This window comes from Citrobacter sp. S39, from assembly GCF_009495675.1.
Classification (GTDB): Bacteria; Pseudomonadota; Gammaproteobacteria; order Enterobacterales; family Enterobacteriaceae; genus Citrobacter; species Citrobacter freundii.
This window is the reverse complement of sequence record NZ_CP045555.1, coordinates 969,644-987,275: the sequence shown is the minus strand read 5'-3', so window position 1 is coordinate 987,275 and position 17,632 is coordinate 969,644. Positions and strand designations below refer to the sequence as shown.

At 53.4% G+C, this 17,632-nt stretch carries 18 protein-coding genes; 10 read left to right on the top strand and 8 right to left on the bottom strand.

Going from position 1 to position 17,632, the window contains the following annotated elements; genetic code table 11:
- Positions 1-15 precede the first annotated feature (15 nt).
- Genes recF through dnaA form a run of 3 tightly spaced genes read right to left on the bottom strand, consistent with a single transcriptional unit; the run spans position 16 to position 3,597 of the window.
- The gene (gene recF / locus GFB57_RS04570; RefSeq protein ID WP_003023865.1) at positions 16-1,089 is read right to left on the bottom strand and encodes a DNA replication/repair protein RecF; all 1,074 of its coding nucleotides are present in this window, start codon (positions 1,087-1,089) and stop codon (positions 16-18) included.
- Positions 1,089-2,189, bottom strand: a complete 1,101-nt coding sequence (gene dnaN, locus GFB57_RS04565) for a DNA polymerase III subunit beta (protein ID WP_003023863.1) — start codon at positions 2,187-2,189, stop codon at positions 1,089-1,091. The genes recF and dnaN overlap by 1 nt, the downstream gene beginning before the upstream one ends.
- 4 nt (positions 2,190-2,193) lie before the next feature.
- Positions 2,194-3,597, bottom strand: a complete 1,404-nt coding sequence (gene dnaA / locus GFB57_RS04560) for a chromosomal replication initiator protein DnaA (RefSeq protein ID WP_003023861.1) — start codon at positions 3,595-3,597, stop codon at positions 2,194-2,196.
- Positions 3,598-4,203: 606 nt separating this feature from the next.
- On the opposite strand from dnaA, the gene rpmH reads away from it, so the two are divergent.
- From rpmH to GFB57_RS04515, 9 genes are all read left to right on the top strand, one after another.
- Complete coding sequence (gene rpmH / locus GFB57_RS04555) at positions 4,204-4,344, top strand: 50S ribosomal protein L34 (protein WP_003023858.1); 141 nt, start codon at positions 4,204-4,206, stop codon at positions 4,342-4,344.
- A gap of 17 nt (positions 4,345-4,361) precedes the next feature.
- On the top strand, positions 4,362-4,721 hold the full coding sequence (gene rnpA, locus GFB57_RS04550; protein ID WP_003023848.1) for a ribonuclease P protein component: 360 nt from the start codon (positions 4,362-4,364) through the stop codon (positions 4,719-4,721).
- Positions 4,685-4,942 carry a membrane protein insertion efficiency factor YidD gene (gene yidD / locus GFB57_RS04545; RefSeq protein ID WP_003023846.1) on the top strand — a complete coding sequence of 86 codons (258 nt, stop codon included), beginning with the start codon at positions 4,685-4,687 and terminating at the stop codon, positions 4,940-4,942. The genes rnpA and yidD overlap by 37 nt, the downstream gene beginning before the upstream one ends.
- A gap of 2 nt (positions 4,943-4,944) precedes the next feature.
- Entirely contained in the window at positions 4,945-6,591 is a 1,647-nt protein-coding gene (yidC, locus tag GFB57_RS04540; protein WP_003023844.1) for a membrane protein insertase YidC, read from the top strand.
- 105 nt (positions 6,592-6,696) lie between these two features.
- Positions 6,697-8,061, top strand: coding sequence for a tRNA uridine-5-carboxymethylaminomethyl(34) synthesis GTPase MnmE (gene mnmE / locus GFB57_RS04535; RefSeq protein WP_003023842.1), 1,365 nt, complete (start codon positions 6,697-6,699; stop codon positions 8,059-8,061).
- 182 nt (positions 8,062-8,243) lie between these two features.
- Entirely contained in the window at positions 8,244-9,425 is a 1,182-nt protein-coding gene (locus GFB57_RS04530; protein ID WP_003023840.1) for an MFS transporter, read from the top strand.
- Entirely contained in the window at positions 9,394-10,353 is a 960-nt protein-coding gene (gene yidZ / locus GFB57_RS04525; protein ID WP_003023837.1) for an HTH-type transcriptional regulator YidZ, read from the top strand. Before GFB57_RS04530 ends, yidZ begins: the two co-directional genes overlap by 32 nt.
- A gap of 166 nt (positions 10,354-10,519) precedes the next feature.
- Positions 10,520-11,266 carry a 4'-phosphopantetheinyl transferase superfamily protein gene (locus GFB57_RS04520; RefSeq protein ID WP_003023834.1) on the top strand — a complete coding sequence of 249 codons (747 nt, stop codon included), beginning with the start codon at positions 10,520-10,522 and terminating at the stop codon, positions 11,264-11,266.
- Between the two features lie 30 nt (positions 11,267-11,296).
- On the top strand, positions 11,297-11,863 hold the full coding sequence (locus tag GFB57_RS04515) for an NADPH-dependent FMN reductase (protein ID WP_003023832.1): 567 nt from the start codon (positions 11,297-11,299) through the stop codon (positions 11,861-11,863).
- Positions 11,864-11,917: 54 nt separating this feature from the next.
- Here GFB57_RS04515 and adeP read toward each other — a convergent pair whose 3' ends face one another.
- Positions 11,918-13,255, bottom strand: coding sequence for an adenine permease AdeP (gene adeP, locus GFB57_RS04510; RefSeq protein WP_003023830.1), 1,338 nt, complete (start codon positions 13,253-13,255; stop codon positions 11,918-11,920).
- 167 nt (positions 13,256-13,422) lie between these two features.
- Here adeP and yieH point away from each other — a divergent pair, with 167 nt between their 5' ends.
- Positions 13,423-14,088, top strand: a complete 666-nt coding sequence (gene yieH, locus GFB57_RS04505; RefSeq protein WP_003023827.1) for a 6-phosphogluconate phosphatase — start codon at positions 13,423-13,425, stop codon at positions 14,086-14,088.
- An 84-nt stretch (positions 14,089-14,172) separates the two neighbouring features.
- Here the strand turns inward: yieH and phoU are convergent, their stop codons facing one another.
- The 4 genes from phoU to pstC are packed head-to-tail and all read right to left on the bottom strand — an operon-like array spanning position 14,173 to position 17,582.
- Positions 14,173-14,898, bottom strand: a complete 726-nt coding sequence (phoU, locus tag GFB57_RS04500) for a phosphate signaling complex protein PhoU (RefSeq protein WP_003023824.1) — start codon at positions 14,896-14,898, stop codon at positions 14,173-14,175.
- Positions 14,899-14,912: 14 nt separating this feature from the next.
- Entirely contained in the window at positions 14,913-15,686 is a 774-nt protein-coding gene (pstB, locus tag GFB57_RS04495) for a phosphate ABC transporter ATP-binding protein PstB (RefSeq protein ID WP_003023821.1), read from the bottom strand.
- Between the two features lie 46 nt (positions 15,687-15,732).
- Positions 15,733-16,623 (bottom strand): phosphate ABC transporter permease PstA, encoded by an 891-nt coding sequence (gene pstA, locus GFB57_RS04490; protein ID WP_003023819.1) that lies wholly within the window; start codon positions 16,621-16,623, stop codon positions 15,733-15,735.
- Entirely contained in the window at positions 16,623-17,582 is a 960-nt protein-coding gene (pstC, locus tag GFB57_RS04485; RefSeq protein WP_003023817.1) for a phosphate ABC transporter permease PstC, read from the bottom strand. Before pstC ends, pstA begins: the two co-directional genes overlap by 1 nt.
- Positions 17,583-17,632 lie beyond the last annotated feature (50 nt).

Below are 17,632 nucleotides of genomic sequence, written 5' to 3'. Positions count from 1 at the left end.
TCATTTTATCTTGGGTTAATCCGTTATTTTACCCTTTTCCACGGTAAACATCTTCGAATTTTCATCGGACATGTCTATAACGTGTTCAGCGCTAATTGCGCTGACAAAGACCTGAGATTGCGTGGCTTTTAAGCGGCTGGCCAGCAGCCCGCGACGCGCATCATCCAGTTCAGAGGCAAAATCATCTATCAGGTACAGGCAGCGCCGTCCGCTTTCGCGGGTCAGGAACTCCCCTTGCGCCAGACGTAAGGCGCACATCAGCAGCTTGAGCTGCCCACGCGACAACGTATCTTCCACCGGCGCACCGTCGGCGCGAATGCGGAAATCCGCCTTATGCGGACCGTGCGCGGTGTAGGTCAACATGCGATCGCGTTCAAAACTACGTTCCAGCACTTCGGCGTAATCTGTCTCTTTCTCCCAGCCGCGCTGGAAAGAGAAGGAGAGAGAAAACTCGGGAAGAAACTGCTGGCAGGTATCCGCCATATCCTGCGCGATACCGGCGCTGTACTCCGCGCGCCAGGTGCTGATTTGTTCCGCCAGTGGGATCAGTTCTTTATCCCACGGGCGCAGTTGCTCATAACGACTCACCTGGCGCAGCGCTGCATTGCGCTGCTTGAGCAGTCGCTTCAGGTTACTCCAGGCGGTGAAAAATCCGGCTTCATTGTGAAAGCATCCCCAGTCAAGGAATGCTCTTCTGTATTTGGGGCCGCCATTGAGTAAAGTAAACCCCTCAGGCGTGATCAACTGCATCGGCATCAGGTGCGCCAGTTCCGCGACCTTGTGCCCGTCAGTGCCGTCAATGCGCACTTTGCTGTCACCCAGTTTGTCTTTCGTCAGGCCAATCGACGTCTCACGTTCTTCACCCTGCAAACGCCCGTGTAAAACAAACGACTCCTGCTCGTGGCGAATCACGCGGCCAATCTGCAAACTGCGAAACGCCCGACCATGGCCGAGCGTATAGATAGCTTCCAGCACGCTGGTTTTGCCGCTGCCGTTAGCGCCTACCAGAAAGTTAAAGCCGGGAGATAAAGCGAGATCCGCATTTTCGATATTGCGAAAATCGCGGATCAACAGGCGGGTCAGCGACATTACAGTCTCATTGGCATAACAACGTAAGCCGCGCTCTGGCTGGCTGCATCTTCAATTTGTACACTGGAGACGGAATCGGTCAGCAGAATACGCACGTTTTCGCACTTCAGCGCGTTCAGAACGTCCAGTACGTAGCTAACGTTAAAGCCGATTTCCAGTTCAGTACCAGGATAGGAAACATCCAGAATTTCTTCTGCTTCTTCCTGCTCCGGGTTGTTGGCAGTGATTTTGAGCTGGTTTTCGCTGACATACAGACGCACGCCACGGAATTTCTCGTTGGAGAGAATCGCCGCACGCGCAAACGCCTGTTTGAGGATATCGCAACCGGCTTCCAGATGTTTGTCCGGATTCTTCGGCAATACGCGGCGATAATCCGGGAAACGACCGTCAACCAGCTTGGAAGTAAAGATGAAGTCACCAACGTGCGCACGAATATTGTTGCTGCCAATCTGCACGCGCAGCGGGTTATCGCCGCCATCGAGCATACGCATCAGTTCAATCACACCTTTACGCGGTACGATCACCGAATGGCTAGGCAACGGCTGACCGACAGGCATTGAACAGACCGCCAGGCGGTGACCGTCGGTCGCCACGGTACGCAACTCTTCCCCTTCGGTTTCAAACAGCATGCCGTTTAAGTAGTAACGCACGTCCTGATGCGCCATCGAAAACTGCGTGGCTTCAATCAGGCGCTTCATTGTCGCCTGTGGCAGGGTGAATTCGACTTCGCTCTGCCAGTCGTCCAGATTCGGGAAGTCGGCGGCAGGCAGCGTAGACAGCGAGAAACGGCTACGGCCAGAACGCACCAGCATACGGTCGCCTTCCAGTTGAACGGCAATTTCCGCCCCTTCTGGTAATCCACGGCAAATATCGAAGAATTTACGCGCCGGTACGGTGGTCGCACCAGGTTCATGAGGCTGGATCAGCGCCACGCGCGCCACCATCTCCATTTCGAGATCGGTACCGGTAAGCGAAAGGGTGCCGTCAGCAACCTGCAGCAGCAGGTTTCCGAGGATCGGCAGTGTAGGACGTCCACCCAGCGGGCCGCTGACCTGCTGAAGCGGTTTTAATAAATGTTCACGTTCAACGGTAAATTTCATAGCGTCACGAAGATAATGTTCTGATTAAATTGGAGAAATCTTCTTTAATATCATGGCTTTCTTCACGCAACTGCTCAATCTTGCGGCAGGCATGAAGCACGGTAGTATGGTCACGCCCACCAAACGCGTCGCCAATTTCCGGCAGACTGTGGTTAGTGAGCTCTTTTGCCAGCGCCATCGCCATCTGGCGCGGACGAGCTACCGAGCGAGATCGACGCTTAGAAAGCAGATCCGCAATTTTGATTTTGTAATACTCCGCCACCGTCTTCTGGATATTGTCGATGGTGACCAGCTTTTCCTGCAAAGCCAGCAGATCGCGCAGCGCTTCACGCACGAAATCGATAGTAATCGCCCGGCCGGTAAAATTGGCGTTAGCGATCACGCGGTTCAGTGCGCCTTCCAGCTCACGTACGTTAGAGCGTAGACGCTTGGCAATAAAGAACGCTACTTCACCCGGCAGACGAATGTCGTTTTCGTCGGCTTTTTTCATCAGGATCGCAACACGCGTTTCCAGTTCAGGCGGTTCGATCGCGACAGTCAGTCCCCAGCCAAAACGGGATTTCAGACGATCTTCAACGCCGTTGATCTCCTTCGGATAGCGATCCGAGGTCAGGATGATCTGCTGATTGCCTTCCAGCAGGGCGTTAAAGGTGTGGAAAAACTCTTCCTGCGATCGCTCTTTATTCGCGAAGAATTGGATATCGTCAATCAGCAGCGCGTCAACGGAACGGTAGTAACGTTTAAACTCTTCGATCGCGTTGTTTTGCAGGGCTTTGACCATGTCCTGCACAAAACGCTCGGAGTGCATATACACCACTTTCGCGTTTGGCTTACGCGCCATAATGCCGTTACCGACAGCGTGCAGCAGGTGGGTTTTACCCAGACCCGTACCACCATAAAGGAATAACGGATTGTAGGCGCCGCCAGGATTGTCCGCCACCTGACGTGCCGCCGCGCGCGCCAGTTGGTTAGATTTACCTTCAACGAAGTTATCAAACGTGTGTTTGACGTTGACGTTAGAACGATAGGTAGGTTCTGCCGGAGCCGGGACGTTATCCCAGCCTGGACGCGCCGCCGGAGCAGCACGTTGTGGTTGCACTTGCTGAGTCACGTGGGCGGGCGCAACAACGTTGTTGACCGGCGTTTTCAGCGTTTGCGTGACGGGTTTAGTACCGACTTCAAAGCGCAGCTGTGGGGCATCCGCTCCACAGAAATTATTGAGTAATCCATTAATATTATTAAGGTATTTATCCCTTACCCAATCGAGCACGAAACGGTTTGGCGCGTACAAAGCCAGCGTGTTATCGCTCAGTTCCGCCTGCAACGGGCGTATCCACATACTGAACTCTGTGGCTGGTAACTCATCCTGCAATCGGGCAAGACACTGCTGCCAAAGCGAAAGTGACACGGCGGACTCCACTCGAACAAAAGTCGATAAATGACAAAGGCTGAAACATTCATGATTGTTGACGCACACCGACAAGACCCTATGCAAAGGGTGACGTGCGAATTGCTATCTGCAATTTTTACCCGATCAGGATCCATTGAAACGATCAGGACCGCGGATCATAGCGTAAACTGAGAAAGAGATCTTCTGTTTCTCACAGATTCTTCCCGATTTATCCACAGGATGATCCAGAATCGGCTAAGTGTAAACGATCCTGGAGAAGTGCTGCAGGTTTTAGCGCGCATATTGAAAAAATTAATGAGTAAAGATGCTTTACTGCTTAAACGATCTAATAAAGATCCCGAGCGATCCTTGCGCTTTATCCACCAGCCCGTATAATTCTTACCCCCAGCGAGTAACGGTCGCCTTACGGCGTCAACGCTGCCTGTTTTTTACGCGAAACCATGCGGAAAAAAGCGGGAAATAAGGAAAGAGAATTGACTCCGGAGTGTACAATTATTACAATCCGGCCTCTTTAATCACCCACACTGTGGCGTAAGTCGTTCGAAATTCGTTCGGGTATACGCAAAAGTCAGTGAATTTATTCAAGTTTAGGTAGAAATCGCCATGAAACGCACTTTTCAACCGTCTGTACTGAAGCGCAACCGTTCTCACGGCTTCCGTGCTCGTATGGCTAATAAAAATGGTCGTCAGGTTCTGGCACGTCGTCGTGCTAAAGGCCGTTCTCGTCTGACCGTTTCTAAGTAATAAAAGCTAGCCCCTGAGTGGTTAAGCTCGCATTTCCCAGGGAGTTACGTTTGTTAACTCCCACTCATTTCACATTCGTCTTCCAGCAGCCACAACGGGCTGGCACGCCGCAAATCACCATCCTCGGCCGCCTGAATTCGCTGGGGCATCCCCGTATCGGTCTTACAGTCGCCAAGAAAAATGTTAAACGTGCGCATGAACGCAATCGGATTAAACGTCTGACGCGTGAAAGCTTCCGTTTACGTCAGCACGACCTTCCAGCAATGGATTTCGTGGTGGTGGCGAAAAAAGGGGTTGCTGACCTCGATAACCGTGCTCTCTCGGAAGCGTTGGAAAAATTATGGCGTCGCCATTGTCGCCTGGCTCGCGGGTCCTGATAGCCCTTATTCGGGTCTATCAACGCCTGATCAGTCCGCTGCTTGGGCCGCATTGCCGTTTCACTCCAACCTGTTCGAGCTACGGAATTGAGGCATTGCGCAGGTTTGGAGTGATAAAAGGCAGTTGGTTGACGGTGAAACGCGTATTAAAATGCCACCCTTTACACCCTGGTGGTGACGATCCCGTCCCGCCCGGACCATTTGATACCAGAGAACACTAACGATGGATTCGCAACGCAATCTTTTAGTCATCGCTTTGCTGTTCGTGTCTTTCATGATCTGGCAAGCCTGGGAGCAGGATAAAAACCCGCAACCTCAGGCCCAACAGACCACGCAGACAACGACCACCGCAGCGGGTAGCGCCGCAGACCAGGGCGTACCGGCCAGTGGCCAGGGGAAACTGATTACGGTTAAAACTGACGTGCTTGATCTGACCATCAACACCCGTGGTGGTGATGTGGAACAGGCTTCACTGCCAGCTTACCCGAAAGAACTCGGTTCTACCGAACCGTTCCAGTTACTGGAAACCACGCCACAGTTCATCTATCAGGCACAGAGTGGCCTGACAGGTCGTGACGGCCCGGATAACCCGGCTAACGGCCCGCGTCCGCTGTACAACGTCGAAAAAGACGCGTTTGTACTGGCTGACGGTCAGAACGAACTGCAGATCCCGATGACCTATACTGACGCAGCGGGTAACACATTCACTAAAACGTTTGTACTCAAGCGTGGTGAATATGCTGTCAACGTTAACTACAGCGTGCAGAACGCCGGCGAAAAACCGCTGGAAGTCTCCACCTTTGGTCAGCTGAAGCAATCCATCAATCTGCCATCTCATCGCGACACAGGTAGCAGTAACTTTGCGCTGCACACCTTCCGCGGCGCGGCGTACTCCACGCCGGATGAGAAGTATGAGAAATACAAATTCGACACCATTGCTGAAAACGAAAACCTGAACGTCAATGCTAAAGACGGCTGGGTCGCAATGCTGCAACAGTATTTCGCAACGGCATGGGTTCCGCGTAACGACGGCACCAACAACTTCTATACCGCTAACCTGGGTAACGGCATTGCCGCTATCGGCTATAAGTCACAGCCGGTACTGGTACAGCCTGGCCAGACTGGCGCGATGACCAGTACCCTGTGGGTCGGCCCGGAAATTCAGGATAAAATGGCGGCCGTTGCACCGCACCTGGATCTGACCGTGGATTACGGCTGGTTGTGGTTCATTTCTCAGCCGCTGTTTAAACTGCTGAAGTGGATCCATAGCTTCCTGGGTAACTGGGGCTTCTCCATCATCGTTATCACCTTTATCGTTCGTGGCATCATGTACCCGCTGACCAAAGCGCAGTACACCTCCATGGCGAAGATGCGTATGCTGCAGCCGAAGATTCAGGCAATGCGTGAGCGTCTGGGCGATGACAAACAGCGTCAGAGCCAGGAAATGATGGCCCTGTACAAAGCTGAGAAGGTTAACCCGCTGGGCGGCTGCTTCCCGCTGATCATCCAGATGCCAATCTTCCTGGCGTTGTACTACATGCTGATGGGCTCCATTGAACTGCGTCATGCACCGTTCGCTCTGTGGATCCATGACCTGTCTGCACAGGACCCGTACTACATTCTGCCAATTCTGATGGGCGTGACGATGTTCTTCATTCAGAAGATGTCTCCGACCACCGTAACCGACCCGATGCAGCAGAAGATCATGACCTTTATGCCGGTCATCTTCACCGTGTTCTTCCTGTGGTTCCCGTCAGGTCTGGTGCTGTACTATATCGTCAGCAACCTGGTAACCATTATTCAGCAGCAGCTGATTTACCGTGGTCTGGAGAAGCGTGGCCTGCATAGCCGCGAGAAGAAAAACTCCTGATTCGGTGTAGGCCGGATTAGGCGAAGCCGCCATCCGGCAAACGGAACATAAAGTAAAGGGCGGTCATTAGACCGCCTTTTTTATTGCATTAAGAAGAGACAAACCATGAGCCATAACGACACCATCGTCGCTCAGGCCACCCCACCGGGACGTGGTGGCGTGGGTATCCTGCGTATCTCCGGCCTGAAGGCACGTGAGGTCGCAGAAACCGTACTGGGGAAACTACCCAAACCGCGTTATGCCGATTATCTGCCGTTTAAAGACGCGGATGGCAGCACGCTGGATCAGGGGATTGCCCTGTGGTTCCCCGGCCCGAACTCCTTTACCGGCGAAGACGTTTTAGAGCTTCAGGGTCACGGAGGTCCGGTGATTCTTGACCTGCTGCTCAAACGTATTCTGACCATTCCCGGGCTGCGCATTGCCAGACCGGGTGAATTCTCCGAGCGCGCGTTTCTCAATGATAAGCTCGATTTAGCCCAGGCAGAGGCGATTGCCGACCTGATCGATGCCAGCTCGGAGCAAGCCGCTCGCTCGGCGCTGAACTCGTTGCAGGGTGCATTTTCCGCACGGGTAAATCATCTTGTGGAAGCGCTCACTCACCTACGCATCTATGTGGAAGCGGCGATCGACTTCCCGGATGAAGAAATCGACTTCCTGTCTGACGGCAAGATTGAAGCGCAGCTCAATAGCGTTATCAGCGATCTTGATGCCGTGCGTGCGGAAGCGCGTCAGGGCAGCCTGCTGCGCGAAGGGATGAAGGTAGTCATTGCCGGTCGCCCTAACGCCGGGAAATCGAGCCTGCTGAACGCGCTGGCAGGCCGTGAGGCGGCTATTGTGACCGACATTGCGGGGACGACTCGCGACGTACTGCGTGAGCATATTCATATCGACGGTATGCCGCTGCACATCATCGATACTGCCGGTTTGCGCGATGCCAGCGATGAAGTTGAACGCATTGGTATCGAACGTGCCTGGCAGGAAATCGAACAAGCCGACCGTGTGCTGTTTATGGTGGATGGCACCACCACCGACGCCGTGGACCCGGCTGACATCTGGCCAGACTTTATTGCCCGTCTGCCAGCCAAACTGCCGATTACCGTGGTGCGTAACAAAGCGGATATTACCGGTGAGACGCTGGGCCTTAGCAAAGTAAATGGCCACTCACTGGTTCGTCTCTCCGCACGTACCGGTGAAGGTGTTGACGTACTGCGTAACCATCTCAAACAGAGCATGGGCTTTGAAACCAATATGGAAGGTGGCTTCCTGGCGCGTCGTCGTCACCTGCAGGCACTGGCAGAAGCGGCGGAGCATCTTGAACAGGGTAAAGCCCAACTGCTCGGCGCATGGGCCGGAGAATTGCTGGCAGAGGAGCTACGTCTGGCGCAGCAGAACCTCAGTGAGATCACCGGGGAATTTACCTCCGACGATCTGCTGGGACGAATTTTCTCCAGCTTCTGTATTGGTAAGTAACGTTGTATTGCCCGGTGGCGCGATGCTTGCCGGGCCTACAGGCCCTGTAGGCCGGATAAGGCGTTTACACCGCCATCCGGCAACAACAATTTCCCATGCGGAAATCACTGTTGTCCAAATGGCAACTCGTGCAGTTGACTCTCTGACCGTATGCTTAGCGCCACATTTCTCATGAGGTCGCTATGACACGCTTTCTAATCTGCAGTTTCGCCCTGGTTCTTCTTTATCCTGCCGGTATTGATATGTATCTGGTGGGGCTGCCCCGTATTGCGGCCGATCTACAGGCCAGCGAGGCGCAACTGCATATCGCGTTTTCGGTTTATCTGGCGGGAATGGCGACGGCGATGCTTTTCGCCGGAAAAGTTGCCGACCAGTCAGGACGTAAACCAGTCGCCATTGTCGGTGCACTCATCTTTATTTTCGCCTCTGCGCTGTGTTCATTTGCCGAGAGCGGTACGCCGTTCCTGGTAGGCCGCTTTATTCAGGGTGTGGGCGCCGGCTGCTGTTATGTGGTGGCTTTCGCTATTCTGCGCGATACGCTCGACGATCGTCGCCGGGCGAAGGTACTGTCGTTGTTGAACGGTATTACCTGTATCGTGCCGGTGCTGGCTCCGGTGATGGGGCATCTGATCATGCTCAAATACCCGTGGCAGAGCCTGTTCTACACGATGATGGGAATGGGTGTGGCTGTTTGCCTGCTGTCGGTGTTTGTCCTGCGAGAATCGCGCCCACCAACGCTTATGGCGACGATGGAAAAGAACCACACAACCGAATCACTGGTAAACCGCTTTTTCTTAAGCCGTCTGGCCATTACCACCCTCAGCGTGTCGGTGATCCTGACCTTTGTGAATACGTCTCCGGTGCTGCTGATGGAAGTGATGGGCTTCGACCGCGGCGAGTACGCCACTACCATGGCCATGACCGCTGGCATCAGTATGGCGGTCTCTTTCTCTACGCCATTTGCTCTGAGCGTGTTTAAGCCTCGCGTTATGATGCTGACCTCGCAGGTGCTCTTTCTGTGTGCTGGCGTGGTGTTAACCCTTGCTACTTCACACGCAGTAACGTTGTTCGGGTTAACCTTAATCTGCGCCGGATTCTCGGTCGGTTTCGGTGTTGCGATGAGCCAGGCGCTGGGACCGTTCTCGCTGCGCGCGGGCGTCGCCAGCTCGGCATTAGGTATTGCACAGGTTTGCGGTTCCTCGCTGTGGATTTGGCTGGCGGCTGTTCTTGGCCTTGATGCGCTGAATATGCTGATCGGGATTCTGATTGGCTGTAGCATAGTGAGTATCATGCTGATTATCACTGTTGCACCTAACCGGTCCGCGCCAACTCATGAAGAAATCCCTCAGCAGTCTCGATCTTAATTTATTGCTCTGTCTGCAGCTGTTGATGCAGGAACGCAGCGTCACTAAAACCGCTAAACGGATGAACGTCACACCGTCGGCGGTCAGTAAGTCGCTGTCGAAGCTGCGGGCCTGGTTTGACGATCCCTTGTTTGTGAACACCCCGCTGGGGCTATCGCCGACGCCGCTGATGGTCAGCATGGAGCAGAGCCTGGCTGAATGGATGCAGATGGGCAATCAGCTGCTCGATAAGCCGCACCATGAATCGCCGCGCGGGCTGAAGTTTGATCTGGTGGCCGAAACGCCGCTGGTGATGATCATGTTCAACGCGCTCTCCCGGCAGATTTACCAGCGCTATCCTCAGGCGACGATCAAAATACGCAACTGGGACTATGATTCGCTGGATGCCATTATTCGCGGTGAAGTGGATATTGGCTTTACCGGACGCGAAAGTCATCCGCGTTCGCGAGAACTGCTGAGTTTGTTGCCATTGTCGATCGACCATGAAGTGCTGTTTTCCGATCTGCCCTGCGTCTGGCTACGTGAAGATCATCCCGCACTGCAGGAAGAGTGGAATCTGGACACCTTTCTGCGCTATCCGCACATCAGCATTAGCTGGGAGCAAAGCGATACATGGGCGCTGGATGAAGTCCTGCAAGAAATGGGGCGCGCACGCAATATCGCGTTATGTCTGCCTGGTTTTGAGCAATCGCTGTTTATGGCAGCGCAGCCAGATCACGCGCTGATTGCCACCGCACCGGTTTATTGCCAGCGTTATAACCAACTCCATCAGCTTCCACTCGTTGCGCGGCCGATGCCATTTGATACGGCGCAACTGGAAAAAATGCGCGTACCGTTTACTCTTCTTTGGCATAAACGCAACAGCCACAATCCTAAGATCGTCTGGCTAAAAGACACGATCAAGGCGCTTTATCGCGATATATCCTGACGATCCGTCATTTTGGTGTTTCTAAATCGACCATTCTGGCAACAGAAATGTAAATATCGCGTAATGTATCCCATTTCCGCTTATTTTTTGGGCAGCAAAGCCTGCCCGGAAGCCGTGTAAATGTTACTCTGGTGATAATCACGGACCATTAATCACGGAGCGAAAAATGGCGACACATTTTGCCAGAGGGATTCTTACGGAGGGACACCTGGTTTCAGTTCGTCTCCCTACTCCATGTCACATTGAAGCAAGAGATCTACCCGCCCACCGCCGAACACGCTTCCTGGCCTCCCGAAGTCTTCTCGCCGAACTGATGTTCATGCTTTACGGCACCAGCACGTTACCTGAGATTGTTACTGAGGCGAAAGGTAAGCCCGTTTTTCGCGATAAGAATCTACCGGGATTTTCGATCTCTTATGCCGGAAATATCGTCGGCGTTGTGCTAACGACTGAAGGAACTTGCGGCCTGGATATGGAACTTCAGCGGGCAACCCGCGGGTTTAACAATCCAAATTCAGCGGAAACGTGGCGCTTCTCCAGTAACGAAAACCTGTGGATCAATAATCAAAACGACCCCAATGAAGCGCGTGCGCAGCTCATTACATTGCGCCAGAGCGTACTCAAACTCACTGGCGATGTATGCAATGACGATCCGCGCGAGCTCCAGCTTTTACCCGGCGCAGGACGACTGAAATGTGCCCATGTGGCGCAGGTTGAAGCCATTTGCGATGCGGAAGATGTACTGGTGTGGTCAGTTGCGGTTACGCCAACCATTGAAAAACTCAAGGTTTGGGAGTTTGATAGTAAACAGGACTGGAAAAGTTTGCCTGATATCCAGACTCGCGCCAATGAGCCAACGGGTCGTCTGATCCGGTTCTCTCAATTATGCGCAGCGAAAAGCCATACGCTTTGATTTAACCTTCATGATGAAACAGGAGTCACCATGTCTGAAACATTGAATGTTGTTACGTTACTGGGAAGTCTGCGCAAAGGTTCGTTTAATGGAATGGTTGCCCGTACACTGCCCAAGATTGCTCCCGCAGGAATGGAAGTGAGCGCGTTACCGTCGATTGGTGATATCCCACTGTACGATGCCGATCTCCAGCAGGAAGAAGGTTTTCCGGCCAGCGTAGAAGCACTGGCTGAGCAAATCAGAAAGGCTGACGGTGTCGTCATCGTCACACCTGAATATAACTATTCTGTTCCGGGCGGACTGAAGAACGCCATCGACTGGCTGTCTCGCCTGCCCGATCAGCCATTATCCGGCAAACCGGTGCTGATCCAGACCAGCTCCATGGGTGCCATTGGCGGCGCGCGCTGCCAGTACCATCTGCGTCAAATCCTGGTGTTCCTCGACGCCATGGTAATGAACAAGCCGGAATTTATGGGCGGGGTCATTCAAAACAAGGTGGATCCGCAGACGGGTGAAGTGATTGACCAAAGCACGCTGGACCATCTGACCGGCCAGTTGACCGCATTTGGCGACTACATCCAACGCGTGAAAGCCTAAAAGAAAACGCCCGCCAGCAACGATGCCTGGCGGGCAGTTGTCCAGACCGATATTTTAGTGCGCGTCGATAAACACAATCTTCAGTACAAACAGCAGCGCGACAACGATGACGCACGGGCTGAGATCGCGGAAACGTCCAGTACCGATTTTCATCACGCAGTAAGAGATAAAGCCCAGCGCAATACCTTCGGTAATTGAGAAGCTAAACGGCATCATCACGGCGGTAATAAACGCCGGAACCGCTTCAGTCAGATCATCCCACTTCACGCGAGACAGGCTTGATGTCATCAGGACGCCAACGTAAATCAGCGCACCTGCAGCTGCATAGCCCGGAACCATTCCCGCCAGCGGCGACAGGAAGATAACCAGCAGGAACAACAGGCCAACAACGACTGCAGTCAGGCCGGTACGGCCACCAACCGACACCCCGGAAGAGGATTCAATATAGGCGGTAACGGAAGAAGTCCCGATAAACGCCCCGGTAACCGACGACACGCTATCCACATACAGCGCCTGCTTCATGCGTGGGAACTTGCCCTTCGCGTCCGCCAGACCGGCTTTATCCGTCACACCAATCAGCGTACCGGAGGAGTCAAACAGGTTGACCAGCATGAACGAGAAAATCACACCCGCCAGGCCAATGTTAAACGAACCGGCCAGATCGACATGTCCGATAACGGACATCACGCTCGGCGGTGCAGAAACGATACCGTTGTAATGGACATCGCCCAGCATCCAGCCCAGCAGCGTGGTTACAATGATGGAAATCAGCACCGCCGCATGAATGTTACGTGACGCCAGAATCGCGATGATAAAGAAGCCCAGAATACCGAGCAGTACGCTGTGGGACGTCAGGTTACCGATAGACACCAGCGTGTCTTTGTTGGCGACGATAACACCTGCGTTTTTCAGCCCCATCATGCCGATGAACAGACCGATACCGCTGGTGATCCCCACGCGCAGGCTCACCGGGATATTGGCAATCATCCAGTAACGTACGCGGAAAATGGTCAGCAGCAGCAGACCTACCGCGCCCCAGAAGATAGCACCCATACCGATCTGCCATGACAGGCCCATCGCGCCGACGACCACGAAAGCGAAAAATGCGTTCAGGCCCATAGCAGGCGCAAGTGCGACCGGCAGGTTAGCAAATAGCCCCATCAGGATGCTACCAAAGGCAGCAATAAGGCAGGTGGTAACAAAGACGGCGCTGGTATCCATGCCAGCCACGCCAAGAATTTGCGGGTTAACAAAAACGATATACACCATCGTCAGGAAGGTGGTTAAACCGGCGATCACTTCGGTCCGTGCCGTCGTGCCATGTTCGCGCAGTTTGAACACGCGTTCCAGCATCCCCTGGCCAGAAGCCTGGGTTGTGTGTTGTTGACTCATTATCAATTTCCGAACAAGGAGGGAAAATTCGTCGCTATCCTATACCAAAATGCGACAATAGGGTTGGGTTATGAGCAACTTTTTTCATTGATTTTGCTTATACGGCAACGATTGCGTCGCCCAATAATGCATTACGAAAACGTTAAACTTGTTAAAACGGAAATGACATGTCCCAGATAGAAGCCGTATTTTTTGACTGTGACGGTACCCTTGTCGACAGTGAAGTGATTTGTTCTCGCGCGTATGTCAGCATGTTCCAGGCGTTTGGCATTACGCTCGATCTTGAAGAAATTTTCAAACGCTTCAAGGGGGTAAAGCTGTACGAGATCATCGACATTATCAACGAAGAGCACGGTATCGAACTGGCAAAAGCCGATTTAGAACCGGTTTACCGCGCTGAGGTCGCACGTCTGTTCGATACCGAGCTGGAAGTCATTGCTGGTGCGAACACGCTGCTGGACAGCATGGCTGTGCCAATGTGCGTGGTGTCTAACGGTCCGGTCAGCAAAATGCAGCATTCGCTGGGTAAGCTGGGCATGTTGCACCATTTTCCTGATTTACTGTTCAGCGGCTACGATATCCAACGCTGGAAGCCCGATCCGGCCCTAATGTTCCATGCGGCAAAAGCAATGGACGTTAATGTTGAGAACTGCATTCTGGTTGATGATTCCAGCGCAGGCGCGCAGGCGGGGATTGCGGCGGGGATGGAAGTGTTCTACTTCTGCGCAGATCCGCATAACAAACCGATCGATCATCCCAAAGTCACGACTTTTACCGATCTGGCACAGTTGCCGGAATTGTGGAAGGCGCGGGGTTGGGATATTACCCGGTAATTTTTTGTAGGCCCGGTAAGCTTGCGCCACCGGGCAATTGCCGGATGGCGCTAACGCTTATCCGGCCTACTTTCTACGTTTTTATCACTCTTTAGGATCTTTGCCCGCCAGCAGCTTATCCAGCTCATCGCCGCCCACGTGACGGAAGTCTTGTCCCTTCACGAAATAGAAGATGTATTCGCAGATATTCTGGCAGCGGTCACCGATACGTTCGATGGAACGTGCGCAGAACAGCGCGGTCAGCACGCTTGGAATGGTACGTGGGTCTTCCATCATATAAGTCATCAGCTGACGCACGATGCCTTCATACTCCTGGTCGACTTTCTTATCTTCGCGATAAATACGTACCGCTTCGTCGAGATCCATACGCGCAAACGCATCCAACACGTCGTGCAGCATCTGCACGGTGTGACGACCCAGCGACTCCAGACTTACCAGCAGCGGCTGGTGCTGTTGCGAGAACTTCTCCAGCGCGGTGCGGCAAATTTTATCTGCCACGTCACCAATACGTTCCAGCTCAGCGATGGTTTTGATAATCGCCATCACCAGACGCAGGTCGCTCGCTGTCGGTTGACGCTTGGCGATGATACGCACGCAGGCTTCGTCGATCGCCACCTCCATCATGTTGACGTTCTTATCGCCTTCAATGACGCGCTTCGCCAGCTCGCTGTCCTGGTTGTGCATCGCCGTGATTGCATCAGAAAGCTGCTGCTCGACCATGCCGCCCATGGTCATCACCTGGGTACGGATGCTTTCCAGCTCTGCATTGAACTGGCCGGAAATATGTTTATTAAGGTTAAGGTTATCCACAACAAGCTCCTGAATCAGCCGTAACGACCGGTGATGTAATCTTCAGTTTGTTTCTTCGCGGGCTTGGTGAACAGATCGTCCGTGTTACTGAACTCAATCAACTCGCCCAGGTACATAAATGCCGTGTGATCGGAACAACGCGCAGCCTGCTGCATGTTGTGGGTAACGATAACGACGGTGTAATCCTCTTTCAGCTCAGTGATCAGCTCTTCGATACGCCCGGTAGAAATAGGGTCGAGCGCTGAACATGGCTCATCAAGCAGAAGCACTTCCGGGCGAATGGCGATGCCACGCGCAATACACAGTCGCTGCTGCTGACCACCCGAGAGAGAGTACCCGCTCTGGTGTAATTTATCTTTGGTTTCATTCCACAATGCGGCCTTGGTCAATGCCCACTGCACGCGTTCGTCCATATCCGCACGCGAGAGTTTCTCAAACAGACGTACGCCAAAAGCGATGTTGTCGTAGATGGACATCGGGAACGGCGTGGGCTTCTGGAATACCATGCCCACTTTGGCACGCAGCAGAGCGATATCCTGGGTATTGGTGAGAATATTGTCGCCATCCAGCAGAATTTCACCTTCCGCACGCTGCTCCGGGTACAGTTCAAACATTTTGTTGAACGTACGCAGCAGCGTCGATTTACCACAGCCAGAAGGCCCGATAAACGCCGTTACCTGGTTTTTCGCGATATCCAGGTTGATGTTCTTCAGGGCATGGAATTTGCCATAGTAGAAGTTCAAATCACGAACCTGAATTTTACCTGGGGCAGTATCAACCATACTCATTTCAATCTTTTCCTCATCCGGCGCCGCATCAGCCACGCCGTAAAAATTAACCGTGTTTCTTCTTCGCGAAAATGACGCGCGCCAGAATGTTCAGCAGCAGTACGCACAGGGTAATAATCAGTACCCCGGCCCAGGCCAGTTGCTGCCACTCAGCAAACGGGCTCATCGCAAACTTAAAGATAGTGACCGGCAGGTTGGCGATAGGCTGCATCATGTCGGTGCTCCAGAACTGGTTGGAGAGCGACGTAAACAGCAGCGGAGCCGTTTCACCTGCGATACGAGCAATTGCTAACAGAACACCTGTAATGATCCCCGAGACAGATGCCTTCAGGGTGATCGCAGAAATCATCTTCCATTTCGGCGTACCCAGTGCATAGGCGGCTTCACGCAGACTATCTGGCACCAGCTTGAGCATGTTCTCTGTGGTACGAATAACAATAGGCACCTGCAGCAGCGCCAGCGCGATCACGCCCGCCCAGCCGGAGAAATGCTCCATTTTTGCTACCACGATGGTGTAAACGAACAGACCGACCACGATAGATGGCGCAGAAAGCAGGATGTCATTGATAAATCGGATGACCTCAGCCAGCCAGGACTTACGCCCATACTCCGCCAGGTAGATACCCGCCATAATACCGAGCGGGGTACCAAACACGGTCGCCCACAGAATCAACAGACCGCTACCGGCCAGGGCGTTCGCCAAACCACCGCCCGCCGTATTCGGCGGCGGCGTCATTTCGGTGAACAGCGCCAGCGACATACCGTCAATACCGCGGGTGATCGTGGACATCAGGATCCAAATGAGCCAGAACAGACCGAACGCCATGGTCGCCATAGAGAGCGTCAGCGCGATGCGGTTTTTCAGACGACGACGCGCCTGCATTTTACGGCGGGATTCCGCAAGCTGAGCGGTGTTTTGCATTTCAAGCGTAGCCATTAGCGTGCCCCCTCGTTCTTCGCAAGGCGCATGATCATGAACTTAGACGCAGCCAGCACGATGAAGGTGATCACAAACAGAATCAGACCCAGCTCCATCAACGCTGCAACGTGCAGCCCAGATTCCGCTTCGGCAAATTCATTCGCCAGCGCAGAGGTAATACTGTTGCCCGGCATGTACAGCGAGGCACTGTCGAGCTGGTAGGTGTTACCGATGATAAAGGTCACCGCCATGGTTTCACCCAGCGCACGCCCCAGACCCAGCATCACGCCGCCGATCACGCCATTTTTGGTGAACGGCAGGACGATACGCCAGATAACTTCCCAGGTGGTACAGCCGATGCCGTAGGCCGACTCTTTCATCAGTACCGGCGTTTGTTCGAACACATCACGCATAACCGCCGCAATGTACGGGATGATCATGATGGCGAGGATCACGCCAGCCGCCAGAATACCGATACCAAAAGCTGGGCCGGAGAACAGTGCGCCAACAAACGGAATGTTGGAAAGGATGTTTCCGACCGGCTCCTGGAAATAAGTCGCAAACAGCGGGGCAAAGATAAACAGCCCCCACATGCCGTATACGATACTCGGAATTGCCGCCAGCAGTTCAATAGCGATACCCAGCGGGCGACGCAGCCAGCCAGGTGCAAGTTCAGTCAGGAACAGCGCAATGCCGAAACTCACCGGAACGGCAATCAGCAGTGCAATAAGTGAGGTAACCAGCGTACCGTAAATCGGTACTAAAGCACCGTAGATATCGTTCGGCGCATCCCAGTCTTTGGTCCACAGAAAGGAGAAACCAAATTTCTGAATGCTTGGCCAGGAGGAGATAACCAGAGAGACAATAATGCCACCCAACATCAATAGCACAATCAGCGCAGCCAGTCTTACCAGCGCGCTGAAGATCATGTCACCCTTTTTACCCGGTGGGTTAAAAGCAGGCTTGGTTGCAGCCATAAATCACTCTTTAAGTTAAACGCGTTTACGAAGTTGCCCATGCCGGATGG

Bases quoted from the DNA above. Each gene is read 5' to 3' on its own strand.
- recF (WP_003023865.1), bottom strand. From the start codon at position 1,089: ATGTCGCTGACCCGCCTGTTGATCCGCGATTTTCGCAATATCGAAAAT.
- dnaN (WP_003023863.1), bottom strand. From the start codon at position 2,189: ATGAAATTTACCGTTGAACGTGAACATTTATTAAAACCGCTTCAGCAG.
- rpmH (WP_003023858.1), top strand. From the start codon at position 4,204: ATGAAACGCACTTTTCAACCGTCTGTACTGAAGCGCAACCGTTCTCAC.
- yidD (WP_003023846.1), top strand. From the start codon at position 4,685: ATGGCGTCGCCATTGTCGCCTGGCTCGCGGGTCCTGATAGCCCTTATT.
- yidC (WP_003023844.1), top strand. From the start codon at position 4,945: ATGGATTCGCAACGCAATCTTTTAGTCATCGCTTTGCTGTTCGTGTCT.
- mnmE (WP_003023842.1), top strand. From the start codon at position 6,697: ATGAGCCATAACGACACCATCGTCGCTCAGGCCACCCCACCGGGACGT.
- GFB57_RS04530 (WP_003023840.1), top strand. From the start codon at position 8,244: ATGACACGCTTTCTAATCTGCAGTTTCGCCCTGGTTCTTCTTTATCCT.
- yidZ (WP_003023837.1), top strand. From the start codon at position 9,394: ATGAAGAAATCCCTCAGCAGTCTCGATCTTAATTTATTGCTCTGTCTG.
- GFB57_RS04520 (WP_003023834.1), top strand. From the start codon at position 10,520: ATGGCGACACATTTTGCCAGAGGGATTCTTACGGAGGGACACCTGGTT.
- GFB57_RS04515 (WP_003023832.1), top strand. From the start codon at position 11,297: ATGTCTGAAACATTGAATGTTGTTACGTTACTGGGAAGTCTGCGCAAA.
- adeP (WP_003023830.1), bottom strand. From the start codon at position 13,255: ATGAGTCAACAACACACAACCCAGGCTTCTGGCCAGGGGATGCTGGAA.
- yieH (WP_003023827.1), top strand. From the start codon at position 13,423: ATGTCCCAGATAGAAGCCGTATTTTTTGACTGTGACGGTACCCTTGTC.
- pstB (WP_003023821.1), bottom strand. From the start codon at position 15,686: ATGAGTATGGTTGATACTGCCCCAGGTAAAATTCAGGTTCGTGATTTG.
- pstA (WP_003023819.1), bottom strand. From the start codon at position 16,623: ATGGCTACGCTTGAAATGCAAAACACCGCTCAGCTTGCGGAATCCCGC.
- pstC (WP_003023817.1), bottom strand. From the start codon at position 17,582: ATGGCTGCAACCAAGCCTGCTTTTAACCCACCGGGTAAAAAGGGTGAC.